We start from the raw sequence: 19,642 nt of genomic DNA, 5'->3' as shown, positions 1-19,642 counted from the left end.
TTGCCTAACAACGACCAGACCATGGAGCGTGTCCAGCGTGGGGAGTTTTTTCTCATTGCCGGACCGTGCGTTATCGAGTCGGAAGAAATCTGTCTCCGAACCGCCGAAAAAGTAGCCGAATTGGCCGCCAAACACGGTATTCCCTACATTTTCAAAAGCTCTTACAAAAAAGCCAATCGCACTTCACTCAACTCACCGACCGGACCGGGGCTCGATGAAGGGCTCAAAATCCTCCAGGCCGTAAAGGAAAAAACCGGTTTACCGGTTCTGACCGATATTCACGAGACATCTGAGATCAAAGCAGTGGCCGAAGTGGCCGATGTCCTCCAGATCCCGGCTTTTCTCTGTCGGCAGACCGACCTGATCGTCGCCGCCGGGCAAACCGGCCGCTGGGTCAATATCAAAAAAGGACAGTTCTTGGCCCCGGACGACATGACCAAGGTGGCGGCCAAAGCTCAATCCGACAAGGTGATGCTGACCGAGCGCGGATCGTCATTCGGTTATCACAACCTGGTGGTCGATTTCCGCTCGCTGTTGATCATGCGTCGCACCGGATTCAAAATCGTCTACGATGTGACCCACTCGCTGCAGCTCCCCTCGGGAGCCGGGGAGACCTCGACCGGCCAGCCCGAGTTCGTGATTCCAATGGCTCGCGCCGGGGTAGCGGTGGGGATCGACGGTCTCTTTATCGAAACGCACCCCAATCCCAAAGAAGCGCTGTCCGATGCCGGAGCGATGCTTCCCCTGGACCGGATGCCGCACCTGCTCGATGAAATCAACCGCATTCGGCAGTCAGGACCGAACGTATGAGCCGTCTTACCCGTGAACAGTTTGTCGAGCGTTTCAAAACGATTAAAATGCTGGCGCTCGATGTCGACGGTGTCCTGACCGACGACAGTATATATTTCGGCCCCGACGGTTTCGAGATGAAACGGTTCAATATCTCGGATGGTTTTTTTATCGTATTGGCGATGCGTTCCGGGCTCGAAGTGGCGGTGGTTTCGGGACGTTATTCGGCGGCGACCGACACGCGCATGAAAGACCTCGGCGTCAAACATGTTCTCCAGGAAATGAAAAACAAGGTGGATCAGATCACGCCGCTGCTGAAGAAACTGGGGATTAAATTCGAGGAATTGGCCTTTGTCGGCAACGAGTTGCTCGATATTCCGCTGGTCGAGAAAGCCGGCCTGGGAATTGCCGTTGCTGATTCCGCCACCGGTTTGCTCGAAGTCGCCGACTATGTAACTGCAATCAAGGGTGGTCATGGAGCGGTGCGAGAAGTTGTGGAAGCATATTTTGAATCGCGCGGAAAAAGCCCGAGGGATTTCGTAATATGAAAGACCTTATCGAATACGCCCGCGAGGTGATTCGCCATGAGGCGAAATCGGTCGCCGCGATGGCGGATCGGATCGGACCCTCGTTTGCCGATGCGGCCGCCGAGGTGTTGCGATGTCGAGGGCGGGTAATCGTGGCCGGTATGGGAAAATCCGGGTTGGTCGGAAAAAAGATCGCCGCAACGTTCAACTCGACCGGGATATCCTCGTTTTTCCTGCATCCGGCCGAAGCCATGCACGGCGACCTGGGCCTGGTGCGAGCCGATGACATCCTGTTGCTGATTTCCAAATCCGGCCGGTTGGGGGAGATGGAGATTATTGTCTCGACCGCCAAACGGCTTGGCATAAAAATAATCCTTCTCACCGCCACGCTCGAATCGGAGTTGGCCGAGCGAGCCGATATCATTCTGGACTGCTCGATCGAACGTGAGGCCTGCCCCAACAACCTGGTGCCGACTTCATCCTCGACCGCAGCACTGGTCATGGGTGACGCACTGGCGCTGGCTTTGCTTGAGGCTCGTGATTTTTCCGCTGAGGATTTTGCTCAGCTTCATCCGGGCGGATTTATCGGGCGACGCCTTCTCAAGCGGGTTAACGAAGTGTACCACACCGGTGAAGCGATGCCGCTGGTCGGAGCGGATGCGACAATGAAAGAGATGATTCTCCAGATGACCTCAAAGCGGCTCGGTTGCGTGGTGATGGTCGGTGACGACGGTCGCCCGGCGGGGATGTTCACCGACGGCGATCTGCGGCGACTGGCCGAGCGCGAGGAGGATATTTTCCGTTTCAGAGCGAGCGAGGTGATGAATCCACGACCGAAGCTGATCCGGGATACCGTCCTGCTGGACACCGCTCTGGCTACCATGGAGCAACATGCCATCACACAACTGGTGACGATTGACCCCGAGGGCCGCCTGTCGGGTTTGATTCATCTGCACGACATCCTCAAATCCAAACTGGTCTGAGCTATGCGACTGACCAAGCGACTCAAGCGAGGTCTCACACTTTTTCTGACCCGGACCATGAACTCCCTGCTGAATTGCCTGCCGCGTAAAGCGGCGCTCTTTGTCGGAGCGACACTGGGGCTTATGGCCTGGGGATTGTTGCCGAAGGAGCGCTATAAAATAGTGCGGCATCTTTCGCTGGTTTACGGCGACGAGATGAGCTATCGCGAAAAGGAGCGTACGGCCCAGCGTTTTTTCGTCGGTTCGGGCAAGAGCCTGGTCGAGGTCCTGCGCTTTCGACGGCACTATAACTCGGAGATCAGGGAATTGATCGAGGTCGAGGGGCTGGAACATCTGGACCGGGCCTACAAAGCGGGAAAAGGGGTAATCGGCTTTACCGGGCACCTGGGAAATTTCGAATTGTTGGCAGTTCACGTGGCTGGTCTAGGGTACAAGACTGCTGTGATTGGCCGGGAAATGTACGACCGGCGTCTCGATAAAATGCTGGTCGAGAATCGTGAGGCGCTCGGCGTCCACAATATCTCTACCACCGACTCCGCTCGAAAAATCCTGACCTGGCTGAAAAACGGAGGGGTGTTGGGGGTGCTGATCGATATCGACTCAATCCGTATTCGCAGCACCTTCGTACCGGTGTTCGGTCGACTGGCCCTGACTCCTATCGGCCAGACTAATATCGGACTTAGGGCTGGATCGGCGTTTGTCCCCTGCGCCTGTCTTCGGACCGAGCGAGATCGCTATCGGTTGATTTTCCGGCCGGAAGTGAAGATTGAGCGTAGTGATAATTTCGATGCCGATGTGGACCGGATGACCGCCGCCTGTACGGCTGTTCTGGAAGAGATAATCGATCAATATCGGGATCAGTGGATCTGGATGAAAAACCGCTGGCTTACCTCACCGCGAAACTCTGCTTGACTTTCTGCCGATATTATTAACATTGCAGGTCCCGAACCGTATAATAGAAGATGATTAACCGAATTCTGACATATTTGGCCCCGGCAGTTCTTCTGGCCGCCGTTGGGTGCTCGGAACGTGAGGCTGTCAGCGACCGAGGCGATGCCGACTCCGTTCTGGTGCCGGATTCGGAGATGTTTCAGGCGATCATCAACCTCTCCGATAAAGGAGTGGTGACTTCCACCATTCAGTTCGAGCATTATGTGCAGTTCGAGGCCATCGATTCCGGCATGGCCTATGTCGTGAATATCAACGGTTATGACTCGACCGGGATGCCCAGCGGCATGCTCAAGGGGGACTCAGCGGTGATCCGTGAGGGTACCGGCCTGATGGATATCTACGGCAATGTGTTGCTGGTCAGTCGCAACGGTTATAAACTGCAGACCGAGTATTTGCGCTGGGATTCGTACGGCGATGAAATTTCCACCGATGAGTTCGTGCGGATAACCAAAGAGAATGAATGGGCCACCGGCTATGGATTCCGCTCCGATCAGGAGATCACCCGGTTCAAGATTATGCGCGAAGTCCGAGGGACGCTTTTCGGTGCGGGCGTTGAACAACCCTGACTTTCTTCTTCATAAAATACCTTACGATGTATGGCAGATATCTTCCCCCGGGACCTGCCAATGAGCGAAGTGCACGTATCCCCGTAGTGCAGGTCCGTCTTCGAACCTGCGCCGAATCAATATCTTCCACTCGCCGTTGATTTCAAGCCCCCCGGTTGCTTTTACAGAATGCGTTTAGTATCTTTGCGCGTCTTTTTTACAACGAAGAAATGTGAGGATGTTTTGGGCCTGAACCGCTATTTCGATTTTACCCGCCGTCAACTTTGGTTTGTCGGTCTGTTGTCGGCTACGGCGGTGATGTTGGCGACCTTTACATTCATTCGCAGTCATGCCTCCTCGCAGCAGGCGCCGCCGGAATATGCCCCGATCACGACCGAGACCGAAAACAATTACGAGGGCTTTTTCCAGGTCGATATCAACACGGCGCCGCTTGATTCGCTCGAATTGGTCCGGCATCTCGGTCCGGTGTTGTCGCGACGTATCGTCGAATATCGCCAAAACCATCGTTTTGACAGTCTCGCTGACTTGACGAATATCCCGGGGATCGGACCGGCCACGCTTGAGAAGATCAGACCGTTTTTGAAAGTGAGCGCCGAATGAGCGATATCCCTGCTGTTATCGGAGTTGATAATCGAGGCGATTTCTTCTATATCGCACGGGTGCATGATAACTCCGGCCGACCGGAAATACGGGCGCTGGCGCGGTTCGACCGGGCCAATCTGGGAGAGCATCATCTGGTACAGGATGGACAGGTTCGTTTTTCGGTGGCGGATAACCGGGCCATCTCAAAAAACTTATTACTGCCGAATCCCGGGAAACATGATCCGTTGTTGTTGGCACAGTTCGAACTGTCGCAGACATTGATCGAGGACGAACAGGTGTTTCTTTATTCTGCCTATGAAACCGCCCAACCGGACCGATGGCTCGCCACGGCGATCAGGGGTGAATTGCTCGATCAATTGACGGGACTGTTGCCGCCGCGCGACAACGGCAACCGGGGTACCGTTCGCTCGCGCGGGGTTGCCCTTGCCCTGGGTTATCTGCATTTTTGTAAACAGACCTCGGGTGATTTCGTTTGTCTGGTTGATGTTGGCCGGGAGATTATCTCGGTTGCCTTGATTTATAAAGGGCGACCGGCTCAGGTGGCGCATCTTGCGGCGGGACGGTTCGATCTGGATGATGCCGGAGGGATAGGCCGAATGGCGACCGAGTTGAAGATGCTGGTGGGGCTTAAACTGTCGGCTCTGTCAGAAAACGGTATCAGTCGGCCGCTATCGGGATTGGTATTGTCCGGGGATTGTCTTAGCGAACCGATCCGGGCGGCAATTACCGAGCTGTTTCGAGTCGAGGTGGCCTGGCCGAGCATATCCGGGGGCTTTTTCCGCAATCCGGGACAAGCCGAGAAAATACCGCTGGAAAAATACCTGGTTGCTCTCGGTCTGACCGTACCGGAGTGACGAATGGCCGTGCGGTTCTATATCCAATTCAAATAACAACCTCAATGCCGGCGATACAAAATCGCCTGCTAAGGGTTCCAGGCGGTATAGCAAAACGGCCTGTCTTTGCCGTGAAGGAGCGTTTTCGACAGGGTCTGTCAGGCGCGGAATGTTTAATCGTTTGCACTTTGGCGATCAATCGTTATATTGTCCCGCCTTAAGAGGATAAGACGATACGATGAGTCAACAGCAACGCATAGCAATATACCCCGGAACTTTCGATCCGGTTACCAATGGTCATATCTCGCTGATCGAGCGCGGGCTGAATCTTTTTGACCGGCTCTACGTAGCGGTGGCCAGGAGCGAAGCCAAGGACCCCATGTTCACTTATGATGAACGAATCGAAATGGTCCGCCAGGTTGTCGCGCTGGAGGGGTATGAAGATAGGGCCGAGGTAATCGGTTTCGACGGACTCCTGGCTAATCTGGCCATGGAGTTGAACGTGACGGCGATTGTTCGCGGTTTGCGAGCCGTATCCGATTTTGAATTCGAATTTCAAATGGCTTTGATGAACCGCAAACTGGCTCGGGATATCGAGACGGTGTTTTTAATGCCGGCATTGTCCTGGGTTTATTTGTCCTCGACTATCGTCAAGGATGTCGCTTTTCACGGTGGCGATATCACCTCACTGGTCCCGGAGCTGGTGGCTGCGGCTATCGTTAAAAAAACCTCGCGCTAAGCAGCGCTGTCGCCCTCATGAGGAATCCCGACAGGCAGAACAAATGATCTATATAACGTTACCTTCTTTTTCAGAGATTCTATTATGACCCATTCTCAGGATGAGCCCCAGGCCAACAATCAGGTCCCTTCCGACAGTGAGACCCAGATTCCGCTGGCGGAGTTGATACGCACCCGTCTGACCAAAGTTCGTCAGTTGCGGGAGGAAGGGATCAACGCCTACCCGTATCGTTACACACGCACGCATGATATCGCCGAGTTGCGGGAGAAATTCGAGCAGTTCGCGGCCGATGCAACCAAAGTGCGCGTGGCGGGAAGAATCATGCTCAAACGGAAAATGGGTAAATCGACCTTTGCCGACATTCGCGACGGTTCCGAACGAATTCAGGTGTACGCCAAGCTCAACAACGTGGGTGAGGAGGCTTATGCTCTGTTCGACTCGCTTGATCTCGGCGATATTCTCGGTTGTGAAGGAACCTTGTTCGTTACCCGTACAGGTGAGAAGACCCTTTCGATCGAATCATTCGAGTTGCTCTGCAAGGCGCTTCATCCGTTGCCGGACAAGCACGCCGGGCTGACCGATGTCGAAACGCGGTATCGTCGGCGCTATGCCGATCTGATCGTCAATCCCGAGGTGCGCGATGTTTTCCGGCAACGCACTCGGATTATTCAATTGATCCGTGATTTCCTTAACGAGCGCGGTTTCCTTGAGGTCGAGACGCCGATTCTGCAGCCGCTCTACGGCGGCGGTAACGCGCTGCCGTTCAAGACCTACCACAACCGCCTGAGTCGTGAGTTGTATCTGCGCATTGCCGACGAACTTTATCTCAAGCGGTTGATCGTGGGCGGTTTCGAGAAGGTCTGGGAGATGTGCAAGGATTTCCGCAACGAGGGGATCGACCGTCTGCACAATCCGGAATTCTCGATGATCGAACTCTACTGGGCTTACGCCGACTATCGCGATATCGCCCGGCTGATCGAAGAGATGTTCCGGCACGTGGTGTTCGAGCTCCATGGGACTTATCGCATTCCCTACGGCGACCACATGATTGATTTCGAGCCGGAGTTCCGCTGGGTGTCGATGATCGACTCGATCAAGGAGGCGACCGGGGTCGATTTCGGTCCGATGAGTTTCGAGGAAGCCAAAACTGCGGCTAAGCCGTATGTCGAGGATGTCGAGAAGCTGATCAATTGGGGCAAGGTGGTCGAGGCGGTCTGGGAGAGTGCGGTCGAGCCGACGTTGGTTCAGCCGACTTTCATTACCGATTTCCCCAAAGAAATCTCACCGCTGGCCAAGGCTCATCGCGACCACGAGCGGTTGACGGAGCGCTTCGAGCTGTTTATCGCCACCCAGGAAATGGGAAACGCTTTCAGCGAGTTGAACGATCCGATCGACCAGATCCAGCGTTTCCTCCAGCAGGGAAAAGCGCTCGAAGCCGGTGACGAAGAGGCCCAGCCGCTCGATGATGATTTTATCACCGCGCTGGCTTACGGCATGCCGCCGACCGGTGGACTGGGATTCGGCATCGATCGTTTGATCATGTTGCTGACCAATCAGCACAACATCCGCGACGTCCTGCTTTTCCCGCAGATGAAGGATATCAAGGAAGGCAACGTACCGGTCTCGAAAATCCTCGTCCAACTGGCCGAGGAAGAGGGCGAAGACTAAGACAGGAATTGTTGGGCACGTCTCTCCGAGACGTGCCCAAGTCCGTAGCCCGGTATCCCTGTCCTACTGGTGATGCTGTGGTTTTCAGCACCGGCAACAACCGCCGTAGCCCGGTATTCCCGAGATCCCGGGCGTTTTCATGCGAGCTCTCCGGCTGGTGACCCATCCGTCCACGGGTGGGAACTCCGCCGCTGTCGTAGGTCGGATTCCGAAGTGAGCGGGGGTGAAGCCCCGGGAACACAGAAACCCGACACCTCTCGAATCATTTGATAATGACCAACCAGGCGTCAGTGATTTACCTTGACGCCTAGCTTATTAATGGAGCTGTATTAAATGCCGGTCAGGTTGTTTGCCCCCTGATAGAAAAACTATCGTTGCGCAGAAACGCTTACCATTATATAAAATCGTCTTGATCGTGAAAGTCGGAGTCGATGAGACTCCGGCTTTCTGTTTTCAACATTGGTTCTTTTGTCTATCAATGATACTTGACAAAATACCCCATAATCATGTAAACTGTAATCAAACCTACTGATAATCCTTCATCGGAGGGTAGCATTAGAAGCTTCTTAGTTTTGCTCATCAGTGTTGTTGTTCAACTATTAGGCTTTACGGCTAACGCTTGTTGTCAAGCGAGCCAGGTGGTTATCTCAAAGCCGGCATATGTCGAGAGTGAAGGTGGATCAGGAAAGAATCAGCTAAAACAACCGACTCCCGTTTCACCACAACGATTACTCGCATCGAGTAGTTTATCGCTGTATCAAACACTAATAAGTCCAAGCAAAGGAACGGGATGTCCAATGGTGCCTCACTGCTCCGCATACAGCAGATTGGCTTTTGAACGATTTAATCCAGTGAAGGCATGGCTGTTGACAGCGGACAGGCTGCTACGTTGTGGTCATGATTTGGATTATTATGAGTCAATAACTGTCGCCGGTCACCCGAGATTTATTGATTCACTAGAACTTCAAATATCCGAAGTAATTGACTCAACTGGTATGGACATAGACGCTCGCGAAGAATCTGTGACAAGTAATCCTTCTGCTGAATCAATAGGTGATAAAGCTTCATGTGTATTAACTTCAAATGTCGGATCATCTGACAGTCTGCAATGGGGCTTTGCAAATCAACTGATGATGACTGACAGTTGGATTGAAGCAACAATAGAATTCAAGAGACTCCTGTGGCAATATCCTATGAGTAGCTATTGCAGGTCGGCATCACTGTCTATTTTCCTATGTTACATGCGTGCAGAGGAATTTCAAGAAGCAGCCTGGTGGGGACTGAGTTTGATTGAGGGACCTGATTCAGTTTATTTCCAATCCAGGCTTGGTGTGGATATCGCACGTTGTTATCTGCTACTTGGAAATTACAGATTGGCTTTTGAATACTTGAGTCAGCTTGAACCATCGTCTGACATGACTAGTAATGAGATTTCTTTTCTTCAAGGAATAGCCCTCGTAAACCAACACCAGTGGGATGAGGCCGGTAGGTTATTTAAGACAATATCAAAGTCTTCTAAATTTTCGTCAATTGCTGTCGATGATGCGAATCTCTGTCGTGAACGAAGTATTATCGGTAATAAAAGTGCTACGAAGGCCGGAATACTCTCGATAGTACCCGGTCTAGGTTATTATTATGCCGGTTACAGGGGGACGGCCATATCATCGTTTCTTGTAAATGGTTTGTTTATTCTATCAACATATGAAGCATTTTCGAGAGATAATGTTGGAGCGGGAGTGTTGCTGAGCGTGCTATCAATTGGTTGGTACACTGGCAATATATATGGCGCGGTTGCAAGTGTTCAGAGACGAATGAATCACTATGATTCACAGATTTGTACTATGGTGAACTTCGGCATAAGATTTTAATCGAAGCAAATAGTTATTTAATATCTATATGGATGAACTAAATGTGCAGTTACGGAGGATGAGAAGGATGAAACTTGTTACATCTGCAAAATTAATCATGAGAAGACTTAGATACATAATTGCTATTATAGCTGCGGTGCATGCGTTTACTCCAAAACTTGCCTTTTCTGCGGAGTCTATTACTGTACCGGCAGGAACTGTAGTCAGTTTGCGTACCGTTGAGGAGCTTCACCCTAGGAATCTGCATATCGGTGATCGGGTTGTTTTGAGAGTTGCCTCTGATGTAATAATCCAGGGTAAGACTGTCATCGCTGCCGGTGCCTCTGCACATGGTGAGATTACAGCGGCTAAGAAGAAAGGCATGGCAGGTGTCAATGCTGAAATAGGATTATCAGTCCGGTCTGTTGAAGCTGTAGATGGAACTAATGTTGCGCTCTATGGGACGAAGTATTCAGGTGGCCAATCTAAGACAACGGAAAGTGTAATCTTCACTATTCTCTGCTGTGTGCTGTTCTTACTGATGCAGGGTGAAGATGCATCGATTCCGTCTGGAACGCTGATAGATGCTGAACTTGCAGGTACTGTACAAGTACAAGTTGAGTAATAATCAGAAGCAGTTGTAGGACAGAGCAATCCCTCATGGGAGCTCTGTCCTGCGGTTTATATTACCTTCTACTTCTAACTGTATTTTACGGACTGCTGAAGCTGTTCACGGGCGAAATTACCCGAATTAAAGATGAAACGACAATCCCGCCCGTAAAGACACGACATGGGCGAGTTGAGCGGAACCATAGCCAAAATCGTCCAGTTCTTCGTCCGCATAGACGACACTCCAATGCAGCGCGACATCACCGGAGATATTCCGATATATCTTCCGTACCATGCCGATACCGCAACACCCGGCAAACCGTGACTCCGAGGCACTGACCGATTCGGAAGATGTCTGTCCGGTGTTATCCCTGATGACGACATCGAGACTGCGCGAGACGGTGGCCGATCCCAATCCGCCATAGATGTAAAACATGGATATGTCGTTTGTGTCACTGGCGTTCATGTAGCTGTTGTACTGGCCGCAGATTAAATATCTCCAGATGTTGCCCGAGAAATCCTGGTCAACGACACTGTGATTCTGATCGGTTTCATAGGTAATGGCATCGGATTCGCCTGAGAGACTGGTGCGTCCGGCGCATAAACGAAGTGAAAAATCCCTGGTAATGGAAAAAACGAGAGCGATGTCGAATCCGAAACCGGCGTCCAGTCCATCGAAATAGTCACCGCTCAACAGGCTGTATTCAGCCCCAACACAAAACATGGTTTTCCATCGGCGATCGGGAGTTTCTTTCTGGGTGTCACCTTTGTCGTCACCTCGGTATGAACCACTGACAACTTCGGCCGTAATATCTTTTCCCGTCGGATCGAGCACCGATGCGATGTCGTTGAGAGAGATAATGATTTCATCGGGGAATTTATATTGAGTGCGATCCGGCTGGATGATCATCTCCTGTTTGACCTGATCCAGCCTGAAACTCACGTCGGCATAAATGACGCCGTCTTTGAGCTCCACACGTCCCCGGTAAAATTCGGCCCGGGCAGCGCCGGCCGACATGAACAGGATCAGAAATAATACAACGCTTCGAATGCGAATGGGACGTTTCATGCGTGGATATACCTCCTGAGAACTCTGTATTGATTTGAAACAAGATAGCGATCTTTTACCGTAAGTCAAGGTGCTGAAGATACATACCTCGATAAGATGGTGCTGCTCCGGACGGTGGTTCATATCGGTTGTTGTTGGCCGGATCTCCGGATTCCGTTCTCTCCGCTCTGAATTTTCAGGCTAATCGACCTTGCCTCACGCCGGCCAATTCGTATATTGCCCGGCATAAATGTGAAGTTCTGATTATTAAGAAAGCCACCATGTGGCCCGGAGGAGTTATGGAATTCCGTGTAGAAACAGATACTATGGGCGAGATGAAAGTCCCGGCCGACCGCTATTATGGTTGTCAGACCGCTCGCTCGCTCGAAAATTTCCGCATCGGCGGCGAACGGATGCCGCGCGAGTTGATTCGGGCTATGGGTATCCTCAAGAAAGCCGCCTGCCTGGTCAATATGGACCTGGGCAAGATGCCTGCCGACAAGGGCGACCTGATCGTCAGGGCAGCCGATGAGGTGATCGACGGCAAGCTCGATGATCATTTCCCGCTGGTGGTCTGGCAGACCGGTTCCGGCACTCAGTCCAACATGAACACCAACGAGGTGATTTCCAACCGCGCCATCGAAATGGCCGGCGGCACGCTCGGTTCCAAGGACCCGATTCACCCCAACGACCATGTCAACATGGGGCAGTCCTCGAACGATACCTTCCCGACCGCGATGCACATCGCTGCCGTCGAGGAAATCCATCGCCGGTTGATCCCGATGGTGACCCGGTTGCGCGATGCCCTCGCCAAGAAATCCGAGGAGTTCAAAGATATCATCAAAATCGGCCGCACCCACCTCATGGATGCCACACCGCTGACCTTAGGCCAGGAGTTTTCCGGCTACACGGCCCAGTTAACCCTCGGTCTCGACCGCATCAATGACTGTCTCAAGCGGCTTTACCCGCTGGCTCTTGGCGGCACTGCGGTGGGAACCGGTCTTAACGCCCATCCCGAGTTCGCCGTGCGCTCCGCGGCCAAGATCGCCGAGTTGACCGGCCTCAAGTTCGTGACGGCGCCGAATAAGTTCGAGGCTCTCGCTACGCACGATGCGATTGTCGAGGCCTCCGGCGTGATGAAGACTATCGCCTGTTCGCTCATGAAAATCGCCAACGACATCCGCCTGCTCGGCAGCGGTCCACGTTGCGGTATCGGCGAAATTACTCTCCCGGCCAATGAACCGGGTTCCTCGATTATGCCCGGTAAGGTTAACCCGACCCAATGCGAGGCGATGACCATGGTTGCGGCGCAGGTGATCGGCAACGATGTGTCGGTCAATATCGGCGGCGCCACCGGCCATTTTGAGCTGAATGTCTTCAAGCCGGTGATGATCTACAACTTGCTGCAGTCGATCCGCTTGATTTCCGATTCCTGTGAGATGTTCACCGAAAAGTGCGCGGTGGGGATCGAGCCGAACAAGGAGAACATCAAGCACAACCTGAACAACTCGCTCATGCTGGTGACCGCGCTCAATCCGCATATCGGTTACGACAACGCCGCCAAGGTAGCCAAGAAGGCTTACAAGGACGGTTCCACGCTCAAGGCGGCGGCGGTAGCACTTGGGCTGCTGACCGAGGCTGAGTTCGACGAGAAAGTTCGTCCGGAGAAGATGATCGGCCCGAAAGCCTGATCTTTTTCTTCATAGAGACTACATATATCAAAAAGGCCCGCCGTCCGGTGGGTCTTTTTCATATCGGTCGACTGGTCTACTCGACAATAAAAAAGCGGGGCTTCCGTACCCCGCTTCAGGTTCCTTTGCCGTTGAGACCGTCCCGGTCCCGGCGCCAACCAGGAGTTACTAATCCTATAACAGATTCCAGTTTGGATTTGTTCACGTCTACGGTTGAATTACAACCTTTTTCCGCTCCCTTCAGCAGATATCAAGATTGCCGTTCAACCGTCAACGCCCTATATTCCGCCCGTGCAAACATCGCTTCACATACTCAATCTTGTCGCGGAATTAAAACGCGAGGTGCTCGGAGCGGAAGTTGTCGCGACCGAGTTCTATAAAAAGGAACGCGCAGCCTATCTGGTTCTGAAAAAAGACAAAATCCGCCTGGCTCTCGGATTCGTCTATCATCCGGCCGGACACGGCACTTTTCTAATTCCAGCCTCCAAGATTGCGATCGAAACGCGTGAAAAACCCTGGCCGGTGTTCGATATCGCGGGAGGGCATATCGCCGAGATCCATCAGTTCGGCCTTGATCGTGTTTTTGAATTGACGATCGTCAAGGGTGATACGACCGGCTATGTAATCTATGAAGCACTCGGTCCCAACGGCAATTTATGGTTACTCAATACGGAACGTAGGCGCACCGCCACCTTGCGCAAGCGGCAGTATGACCCGAACGAGGAATATGCCCCAATGCCGCTCCCGGCGAACCGGATCGATCCAAGGAAATTCGACCGGGCTGCTTTTGAACAACTCGTTAATGCCAATCACGATCAACGTCCAACTACGGTTCTGGAGAAAAACCTGCTCGGATTCAATCGCACGCTTGCCCGTGAAGCTGTTGCCAGAGCTGATCTTGATTCAACCGTGTTCAATGAGATCAGCGAAAGCGAAGGGGAGAGGTTGATCGGCGCCGTATCCTGGCTGACCGGGCAATTTGCACAGATTGGCGCCGGATACCTTTACGATATAGCGGGCGGTTTTCAGGCTTATCCCTTCAAACTCAAGTCATCCGAGGAGCAACCCCGGAAATTCAAATCGCTCTCGCTCGCCGTGCAACAGATTGTCATTTCTCGCCGCTCGGGAGTTGAAGCCGACGACGAAGAAAAGTGTATTCGTGATGCCGTCAAACGTGCTCTTAAACGGGTTGAACGCAAACTAGCGAACATCAAACACGATATCGACGAGGCAGAAGATTTCGAAACTTACCGCCGCACAGCCGAATTGCTGCAAATACATTTTAATCTGCTGAAAAAAGGGATGACCTCGGTGGTTGTCGTCGATGTCTACACCGATCCGACAGTTAAAATCGAAGTAGCGCTCGATCCGGCACAAACCCCACAGGATAATATCGAATCTTATGTTCGTCGCTATCGCAAGGGACGCGACGGCTATGATCTGCTAAAGCGAAGACTTGAAATTACCGCGCAGGAAATCGACCGGCTACGATGTTTGTCCGAGGCTCTCGATACCAACTTCGGCAGCGCTGTCAAACAATACGATGAGGAACTTCAGTCGCTCCTGCCGCGCGAGGCGGGACGGCGCGAATCTCAGCCGCGTTTGCCGTACCGGGAATACAGCCTCAGCTCGGGTTTGATCATATTCGTCGGACGGGACGGAGCCGATAACGACCGCACGACGTTCGATTTTGCCAAACCCTACGAACTATGGTTCCACACCCAGCAATGTCCCGGTTCGCATGTTGTCATGAAATTCCCGAATAAATCATTTGAGCCCTCCAAGGCCGAAATTACCGAAACGGCTGCGATTGCGGCCTTTCACAGCAAGGCTCGCCGTGACAGTCTCGTGCCGGTAATTTACACTCAGCGGCGTTATGTTCGTAAACCACGCAAAGCCAAACCAGGTTTGGTGACGGTCGAGCGTGAGAAATCCATCATGGTTGCACCTACCCCTCCAAAAGCATAAAGATCTTTTTCTCTGCCGATAAAAGAATACCAGGGAGAGTTGTTTTACCATCGTTTTAAGGATTCCCTGGACCGTTAAAGGATTCAGGGTATATAGTCGAATTATAAGTAAAAGGGTGTTTATCTCAATAAAGCGATTAGTCTATAATAATGTCCATGATCAGGCGTTACTCAAAAATTATCGTGGCGATACTGTCGTTGATGGTAATTGTCTCGACAGTTTCAAGTGAAGTCGGTGTTACCGAAAATCGTATACTAGTGGGCCAGTCGTGTGCCCTGAGCGGAATTGCTTCCGATGTCGGTCAGGCTCTCAATCGGGGTGTTAATGTCTATCTCGATTACATCAACGCTCACGGCGGGATCAGAGGCCGTTCAATTGAGTTGATAGCCTATGATGATGGTTATGATCCTCTTAGAGCTGCCCAGGCCACTCGCAAATTGGTCAGTATCGACAGCGTCTTTTGCCTGATCAGTGAGTTTGGAACGCCTACCTCGCAAGCTGTTCTACCGCTTATTACTCAGGAGAAGATCCCTTTTCTGGCTCCATTCTCGGGCGCGGTACAACTGCGAGAGCCATTCAATGAATGGGTGGTTCATATACGTTCCAGTTATAGACAGGAAATGGAGAAAATCTGCGAGCACCTGATAGATCATCTTGGATACAAGAACATAGCCTGTTTTTATCAGGCCGACGCCTTCGGAAATACCGGACTGATTGACCTTCGGGAGGCTTTGGCTGACCGCGGTATGGAATTGGCAGCAGAGGGCAGCTACATACGCAACAGCCTTGCGATTCAGCAGGGACTTGCTACTATCCGGGAGGCCAAACCGGAAGCGGTCGTTCTGATCGGCGTCTATATGCCCTGTGCCGTGTTTATAAAATCGGCGCTCCATACCCCTGAACTTGAGAATGCCGTATTTTGTGGTGTTTCATTTGTTGGGGCGACTTCTTTTATGAATGCCCTGGGTGATATGGGCAATGGCTGTATAGTTTCAGAAGTTGTCCCATTCCCGTGGGATACAACTCTTCCCGTAGTAGCAGAATATAATCACCTGATGAAAGAAGCAGGTTACGGTCCCGGGCAGATTGAGTTTGTTTCGCTCGAAGGTTTTCTTACCGCCAAATTCTTCTGCCGGATACTGGAACGAATTGAGGGAGAGCCTACTCGGGAAAAACTCATCGAAGCCATTGAAAAGCCCGGCGGATTCGACCTGGGCGGCTTCAAACTTTCTTTCAGTCCGAATGACCATCAGGGATCGGATGAAGTATTCCTGATTGAGTTCCGAGACAACAAAATCGTACTTCTGGAATAACGATCATCTGATCAGAAAATTAACGAAGCGCATTCATTCCAATGCGCTTTTTTAATAGAATGTCAGTATAGTCCATTTATTGATAACTGACCTGTTCATGAATGGGATCAAAAACGAATGCCTCACCTTTTGTCGCTTCTGCGGAAGTACGATCTTTCTTTTGATTATTTGAATATAGGGTCAGAGAATGTCATAGAACGGATATGTCGGACACTACTTAACTGGTCTATCTGTTCTTCAAGAAAAATACTTCTTTTGTATGTTATTTATGTGTTTGACAACACATCAGAAAATGTCTGGACTTAAGAACTCTGTCTGAGGTATTTTAAGAAAAGCTGTTACTTTTCGAATCCGAATCAACCTTCACGTATTTGCAGGATTTCTGGAGTATGCTGGATTGATGCGTAAAATGATGGAAGAAATTACAATTAGATCATATAGGTGACAGAATGCTGATAATAGACAATGCGGTTTTGGTCGTGATCGATATTCAGGGGAAGCTCGCCACGCTGATGGACAAGAAAGAGGATTTTTACGAGGCGGCCTCGCGGATGATCCGCGGTTGTCAGATACTCGAGATTCCGATCCTCTGGAACGAACAACTTCCGGATAAACTCGGTCCAACGATCGATTCAATCAAGGAGCTGTTCCCGGGACAAGAACCGCTGGTCAAGAAAACCTTCTCCTGCTGCGGTAACGAGGTGTTCATGACGGCGCTCAAAAAGACCGACCGCTTTCAGGTGCTCATCGTTGGGATGGAGACTCACGTCTGTGTCTGGCAAACGGCGCAGGATTTGATCGAAGAGGGCTACGAAGTATATCTCGTGGCGGACGCGGTCTCATCGCGCTTCAAGGGGAACAAGCGAATCGCAATTGAGGCAATGCGCGATCTCGGCGTCAACGTGACCGCGGTGGAGCAGTCCTTGTTCGAGATGCTGGTGACTGCCGAAGGGGACAAGTTCAGGCAGATTATCAAGCTGGTGAAGTAACTATTCTCATCGGTTTATAGGGAGTGCCGGAGGGAATCGAACGATCCGCTGTTTGCAAAAAAGGATAGTCTTGTCCTTGTCAGTCTTGTGTATAAGCTGCATGAGGGAGTTTCGTTCATCTACATAACAGGGAGTTCGTGTTGGGTGCAGGTTTTGTCTTGATGGCCATGGGGTTGATATTCATGATTGTGTTTTCTCCGGTGGCGTTCGTCTTCTGGTATGTCAGTCAGCGGATACAGAAGAAGTCTGGTGCTCCGGAGAACACCGCGCGTCCTCTGGCAGCGGCTGCACTTCCCTATGTGCTGCTTTTCTACGGTTTTATCGCTTTCATTGTTTACGCCTTGATCTGTGAACTGGGTCGCGGTGTGGATATGGGGATCGGGGACGGCTTCAGAGTACCGATTACAAACGGATACTCCCTGGAGATGATAGATGTTACGACCGAGGGATTTATCACCTACGGAGGGATCGGAGGCAGACCTCTTCTGACGAACGTCACAGATCTGGCGGTCGATGGCGACAGCATCGTTTTGGTGAGCGACGACAAGGGATTCATTATAGATACTCGTGAAGATTCTCTCTACAACTTCAGCGATGCGGCCGAGGCACTGGCGCAGTTCGACGAGGAACCGGTGTTGATGTCTGTGGATCGCTTCTACAGCACAGAGCGGTTAAACGTCTGGGACATGGTGCTGTTTTTGCTCCTGCTGCTGCCGGCGATCGGAATCTTCGTTTTCTGGATAGAGCGCTTTATCATGGCGCCGAAAGCCTACCGGCGAAGGGATCGTCGCGTTGCCAGCCAGTCTTGCCGGTAGCGCGGAAATGTTCGAGGCGGCGGATCGTTATCTCGGCAAAATAAGAGTCGAGATCGCAGGTGATACAACGACGACCGAGTCGCTCGCACGCGATCAGAGTCGTGCCGCTGTGGGAGAAGAAATCGATCACGATATCGCCGGGCGCGGAGGAGGTTTCAATAATCCGCTCGATGGCCTTGAGCGGCTTCTGGGCAGGACAAGGCTCGACGTTCTCCTCCATGCGATAAAACACCTGCTGGATATCCACCCAGACATTGCCGGGACGAATGCAGTTGCTTTTCGAGCGCTCCAGATTTTCAGTACGTTGCCCATTTACTTTCTTATAATAGCCTCGGAGGATTTTGGGGATGTCGGTATAACCGACCGCAAACGACGGATTGCCGCGAGTGTAGTAGAGCAGCTCCTGCCGGATGGCCATCCAGTTCTTCTGTGTACCGTAGCCGCGCTGGTTGCGCATGGTAATGAAGGAGCGGGAGTCGAAATCGGTTTCGGCCATCATGGCCATGAACTGCGGCAGCGGCTGGAAATGTTTTTTCTGGTCGGCGCCGAGCCAGACGTAGAGCGAGGCCGGATCGGTCAAATGTTCGGAAGTTATCGCGATCCATTCGCGGCACCAGTCGATAAACTCCGCCACCGAGCGTTTCTTGAACATGACCAGATTATAGGGCGGGTCGTGCACGGCCAGCGTTGCGAGATTGCCGTGCATCAATTCATGGATAAAGCCGGGATCGACAGCATCGCCGCAGCCTACGACATGGCGGTTTTCGGGGTCACGCCAAATCTGTCCAACCGTGAGCCGGTTCTGAGTTTTTGCCGTCGCTGTTTTCATGACGAAATCAAGAAGCGGTGGGAACGAGCAGGGATCAACAAAAAGGAGAGGACACGAAAGTCCCCTCCATCAGGTCAAATCAGAAGGCCACGGCCGAGATATACAGAGCGATCTGGGTATGCGTGTAGTCATACAGGTCGCTGGTACTGCCGAAGGAAACCGTGCCGTGGATCTGGACATGGCGGGCGAACTCATAGCCGCCGCCGATCAAAACCCCGATGCCGGCATCGTTACTTTCGTAGTCGCCGTCGATGAACGTGAACCAGTCCTGAAGGCCCAATCCGCCGACAACGTAGAAAGAGCGCCCCACCGGACCGAAGTAATGGTAAACAGCCGCGCCTCCAAAGCCCTGACCGAAAGTCTCTTCACGCACTTTGTAGAAAACGGCCTCGCGAAGGTAGACGATCATATTGTGCTCGTCCCAGGCGTAACCGATCAGGACGCTGGTGGCCGGTCCTGAGTTGTTCAGGGAGGCACTGCCGGAGTTGTCGTAGTTGTCGTTGCTGGAATAGTCGATGGTCAATCTGGCCAGCGGTCCGTAGCCCAGTCCGCCGCCGAGCACGAAGCCCTTGCGCTTGCCGTCGAAGGCGTTGGCGGCAGATGCCGCGAGTAAGATGCACAGGATTGCTGTGATGATTGCGTACTTACTTACTCTCATAGTCTCCCACCATTCCAAAAATAATTATCGTTGGTATCTCGGTATCAATGTAATGATGATAGAGAAACTGTGTTGTTTGGTCAATGCAATTATCGTAGGGTTTCCAATTCAAGCATGACTCCGGATGATTGACGATGAATCCGGCGGTTTCCGGTTCACTGTCAGCAGGTTACGATGGATGTGGCCGCGTTGTTCTGTTGTAGCGATAGAATACCG

General features: G+C 52.0%; 19 protein-coding genes. 16 read left to right on the top strand and 3 right to left on the bottom strand.

The genetic code is table 11. The features are described 5' to 3' along the window. The first annotated feature begins 21 nt into the window (after window positions 1-21). From kdsA to PLF13_00530, 11 genes are all read left to right on the top strand, one after another. Window positions 22-810 (top strand): 3-deoxy-8-phosphooctulonate synthase, encoded by a 789-nt coding sequence (gene kdsA, locus PLF13_00580; protein HOP05762.1) that lies wholly within the window; start codon window positions 22-24, stop codon window positions 808-810. After that, on the top strand, window positions 807-1,337 hold the full coding sequence (locus PLF13_00575; GenBank protein HOP05761.1) for an HAD-IIIA family hydrolase: 531 nt from the start codon (window positions 807-809) through the stop codon (window positions 1,335-1,337). The genes kdsA and PLF13_00575 overlap by 4 nt, the downstream gene beginning before the upstream one ends. Next, complete coding sequence (locus PLF13_00570; protein ID HOP05760.1) at window positions 1,334-2,299, top strand: KpsF/GutQ family sugar-phosphate isomerase; 966 nt, start codon at window positions 1,334-1,336, stop codon at window positions 2,297-2,299. Before PLF13_00575 ends, PLF13_00570 begins: the two co-directional genes overlap by 4 nt. A gap of 3 nt (window positions 2,300-2,302) precedes the next feature. After that, a complete protein-coding gene (locus PLF13_00565; protein ID HOP05759.1) occupies window positions 2,303-3,211 on the top strand; it encodes a lysophospholipid acyltransferase family protein in 909 nt (302 codons plus the stop codon). A 50-nt stretch (window positions 3,212-3,261) separates the two neighbouring features. Then, window positions 3,262-3,816 carry an LPS export ABC transporter periplasmic protein LptC gene (gene lptC, locus PLF13_00560; protein HOP05758.1) on the top strand — a complete coding sequence of 185 codons (555 nt, stop codon included), beginning with the start codon at window positions 3,262-3,264 and terminating at the stop codon, window positions 3,814-3,816. Window positions 3,817-3,984: 168 nt separating this feature from the next. After that, entirely contained in the window at window positions 3,985-4,416 is a 432-nt protein-coding gene (locus tag PLF13_00555) for a helix-hairpin-helix domain-containing protein (GenBank protein ID HOP05757.1), read from the top strand. Continuing rightward, a complete protein-coding gene (locus tag PLF13_00550) occupies window positions 4,413-5,273 on the top strand; it encodes a hypothetical protein (GenBank protein HOP05756.1) in 861 nt (286 codons plus the stop codon). Before PLF13_00555 ends, PLF13_00550 begins: the two co-directional genes overlap by 4 nt. Window positions 5,274-5,490: 217 nt before the next feature. After that, the gene (gene coaD / locus PLF13_00545) at window positions 5,491-5,991 is read left to right on the top strand and encodes a pantetheine-phosphate adenylyltransferase (protein HOP05755.1); all 501 of its coding nucleotides are present in this window, start codon (window positions 5,491-5,493) and stop codon (window positions 5,989-5,991) included. Between the two features lie 84 nt (window positions 5,992-6,075). Continuing rightward, window positions 6,076-7,659 carry a lysine--tRNA ligase gene (gene lysS, locus PLF13_00540; protein HOP05754.1) on the top strand — a complete coding sequence of 528 codons (1,584 nt, stop codon included), beginning with the start codon at window positions 6,076-6,078 and terminating at the stop codon, window positions 7,657-7,659. Between the two features lie 572 nt (window positions 7,660-8,231). Next, window positions 8,232-9,527 carry a membrane protein insertion efficiency factor YidD gene (gene yidD / locus PLF13_00535; protein ID HOP05753.1) on the top strand — a complete coding sequence of 432 codons (1,296 nt, stop codon included), beginning with the start codon at window positions 8,232-8,234 and terminating at the stop codon, window positions 9,525-9,527. Window positions 9,528-9,594: 67 nt separating this feature from the next. Continuing rightward, complete coding sequence (locus PLF13_00530) at window positions 9,595-10,131, top strand: hypothetical protein (GenBank protein HOP05752.1); 537 nt, start codon at window positions 9,595-9,597, stop codon at window positions 10,129-10,131. A 126-nt stretch (window positions 10,132-10,257) separates the two neighbouring features. Here PLF13_00530 and PLF13_00525 read toward each other — a convergent pair whose 3' ends face one another. Next, window positions 10,258-11,184, bottom strand: a complete 927-nt coding sequence (locus PLF13_00525; GenBank protein ID HOP05751.1) for a hypothetical protein — start codon at window positions 11,182-11,184, stop codon at window positions 10,258-10,260. A 278-nt stretch (window positions 11,185-11,462) separates the two neighbouring features. Here PLF13_00525 and fumC point away from each other — a divergent pair, with 278 nt between their 5' ends. From fumC to PLF13_00500, 5 genes are all read left to right on the top strand, one after another. After that, window positions 11,463-12,854: a class II fumarate hydratase gene (gene fumC / locus PLF13_00520; protein HOP05750.1), complete on the top strand. Its 1,392-nt coding sequence runs from the start codon at window positions 11,463-11,465 to the stop codon at window positions 12,852-12,854. 291 nt (window positions 12,855-13,145) lie between these two features. Next, window positions 13,146-14,822, top strand: coding sequence for an NFACT RNA binding domain-containing protein (locus tag PLF13_00515; GenBank protein HOP05749.1), 1,677 nt, complete (start codon window positions 13,146-13,148; stop codon window positions 14,820-14,822). A 149-nt stretch (window positions 14,823-14,971) separates the two neighbouring features. Continuing rightward, window positions 14,972-16,135 carry an ABC transporter substrate-binding protein gene (locus PLF13_00510; protein ID HOP05748.1) on the top strand — a complete coding sequence of 388 codons (1,164 nt, stop codon included), beginning with the start codon at window positions 14,972-14,974 and terminating at the stop codon, window positions 16,133-16,135. A 449-nt stretch (window positions 16,136-16,584) separates the two neighbouring features. Then, window positions 16,585-17,124 (top strand): hydrolase, encoded by a 540-nt coding sequence (locus PLF13_00505; GenBank protein ID HOP05747.1) that lies wholly within the window; start codon window positions 16,585-16,587, stop codon window positions 17,122-17,124. 140 nt (window positions 17,125-17,264) lie between these two features. Then, window positions 17,265-17,939 (top strand): hypothetical protein, encoded by a 675-nt coding sequence (locus tag PLF13_00500; protein ID HOP05746.1) that lies wholly within the window; start codon window positions 17,265-17,267, stop codon window positions 17,937-17,939. Here PLF13_00500 and PLF13_00495 read toward each other — a convergent pair. Beyond that, window positions 17,878-18,768, bottom strand: coding sequence for a site-specific DNA-methyltransferase (locus tag PLF13_00495; protein HOP05745.1), 891 nt, complete (start codon window positions 18,766-18,768; stop codon window positions 17,878-17,880). The two genes, PLF13_00500 and PLF13_00495, sit on opposite strands and share 62 nt — an antisense overlap. A 79-nt stretch (window positions 18,769-18,847) precedes the next feature. Beyond that, window positions 18,848-19,426: a hypothetical protein gene (locus PLF13_00490; protein ID HOP05744.1), complete on the bottom strand. Its 579-nt coding sequence runs from the start codon at window positions 19,424-19,426 to the stop codon at window positions 18,848-18,850. Window positions 19,427-19,642: the final 216 nt, after the last annotated feature.

Source organism: Candidatus Zixiibacteriota bacterium (assembly GCA_035380245.1).
In the GTDB taxonomy this organism is placed as follows: domain Bacteria; phylum Zixibacteria; class MSB-5A5; order GN15; family FEB-12; genus DAOSXA01.
Note: the sequence above shows the minus strand (reverse complement) of the source record. Positions and strands in the feature narration are given on the sequence as shown.

Excerpts from the sequence above, each read along its gene's own strand:
- kdsA (HOP05762.1), top strand. The coding sequence starts at position 22 with ATGGAGCGTGTCCAGCGTGGGGAGTTTTTTCTCATTGCCGGACCGTGC.
- PLF13_00575 (HOP05761.1), top strand. The coding sequence starts at position 807 with ATGAGCCGTCTTACCCGTGAACAGTTTGTCGAGCGTTTCAAAACGATT.
- PLF13_00570 (HOP05760.1), top strand. The coding sequence starts at position 1,334 with ATGAAAGACCTTATCGAATACGCCCGCGAGGTGATTCGCCATGAGGCG.
- PLF13_00565 (HOP05759.1), top strand. The coding sequence starts at position 2,303 with ATGCGACTGACCAAGCGACTCAAGCGAGGTCTCACACTTTTTCTGACC.
- lptC (HOP05758.1), top strand. The coding sequence starts at position 3,262 with ATGATTAACCGAATTCTGACATATTTGGCCCCGGCAGTTCTTCTGGCC.
- PLF13_00555 (HOP05757.1), top strand. The coding sequence starts at position 3,985 with ATGCGTTTAGTATCTTTGCGCGTCTTTTTTACAACGAAGAAATGTGAG.
- PLF13_00550 (HOP05756.1), top strand. The coding sequence starts at position 4,413 with ATGAGCGATATCCCTGCTGTTATCGGAGTTGATAATCGAGGCGATTTC.
- coaD (HOP05755.1), top strand. The coding sequence starts at position 5,491 with ATGAGTCAACAGCAACGCATAGCAATATACCCCGGAACTTTCGATCCG.
- lysS (HOP05754.1), top strand. The coding sequence starts at position 6,076 with ATGACCCATTCTCAGGATGAGCCCCAGGCCAACAATCAGGTCCCTTCC.
- PLF13_00530 (HOP05752.1), top strand. The coding sequence starts at position 9,595 with ATGAAACTTGTTACATCTGCAAAATTAATCATGAGAAGACTTAGATAC.
- PLF13_00525 (HOP05751.1), bottom strand. The coding sequence starts at position 11,184 with ATGAAACGTCCCATTCGCATTCGAAGCGTTGTATTATTTCTGATCCTG.
- fumC (HOP05750.1), top strand. The coding sequence starts at position 11,463 with ATGGAATTCCGTGTAGAAACAGATACTATGGGCGAGATGAAAGTCCCG.
- PLF13_00510 (HOP05748.1), top strand. The coding sequence starts at position 14,972 with ATGTCCATGATCAGGCGTTACTCAAAAATTATCGTGGCGATACTGTCG.
- PLF13_00505 (HOP05747.1), top strand. The coding sequence starts at position 16,585 with ATGCTGATAATAGACAATGCGGTTTTGGTCGTGATCGATATTCAGGGG.
- PLF13_00495 (HOP05745.1), bottom strand. The coding sequence starts at position 18,768 with ATGAAAACAGCGACGGCAAAAACTCAGAACCGGCTCACGGTTGGACAG.
- PLF13_00490 (HOP05744.1), bottom strand. The coding sequence starts at position 19,426 with ATGAGAGTAAGTAAGTACGCAATCATCACAGCAATCCTGTGCATCTTA.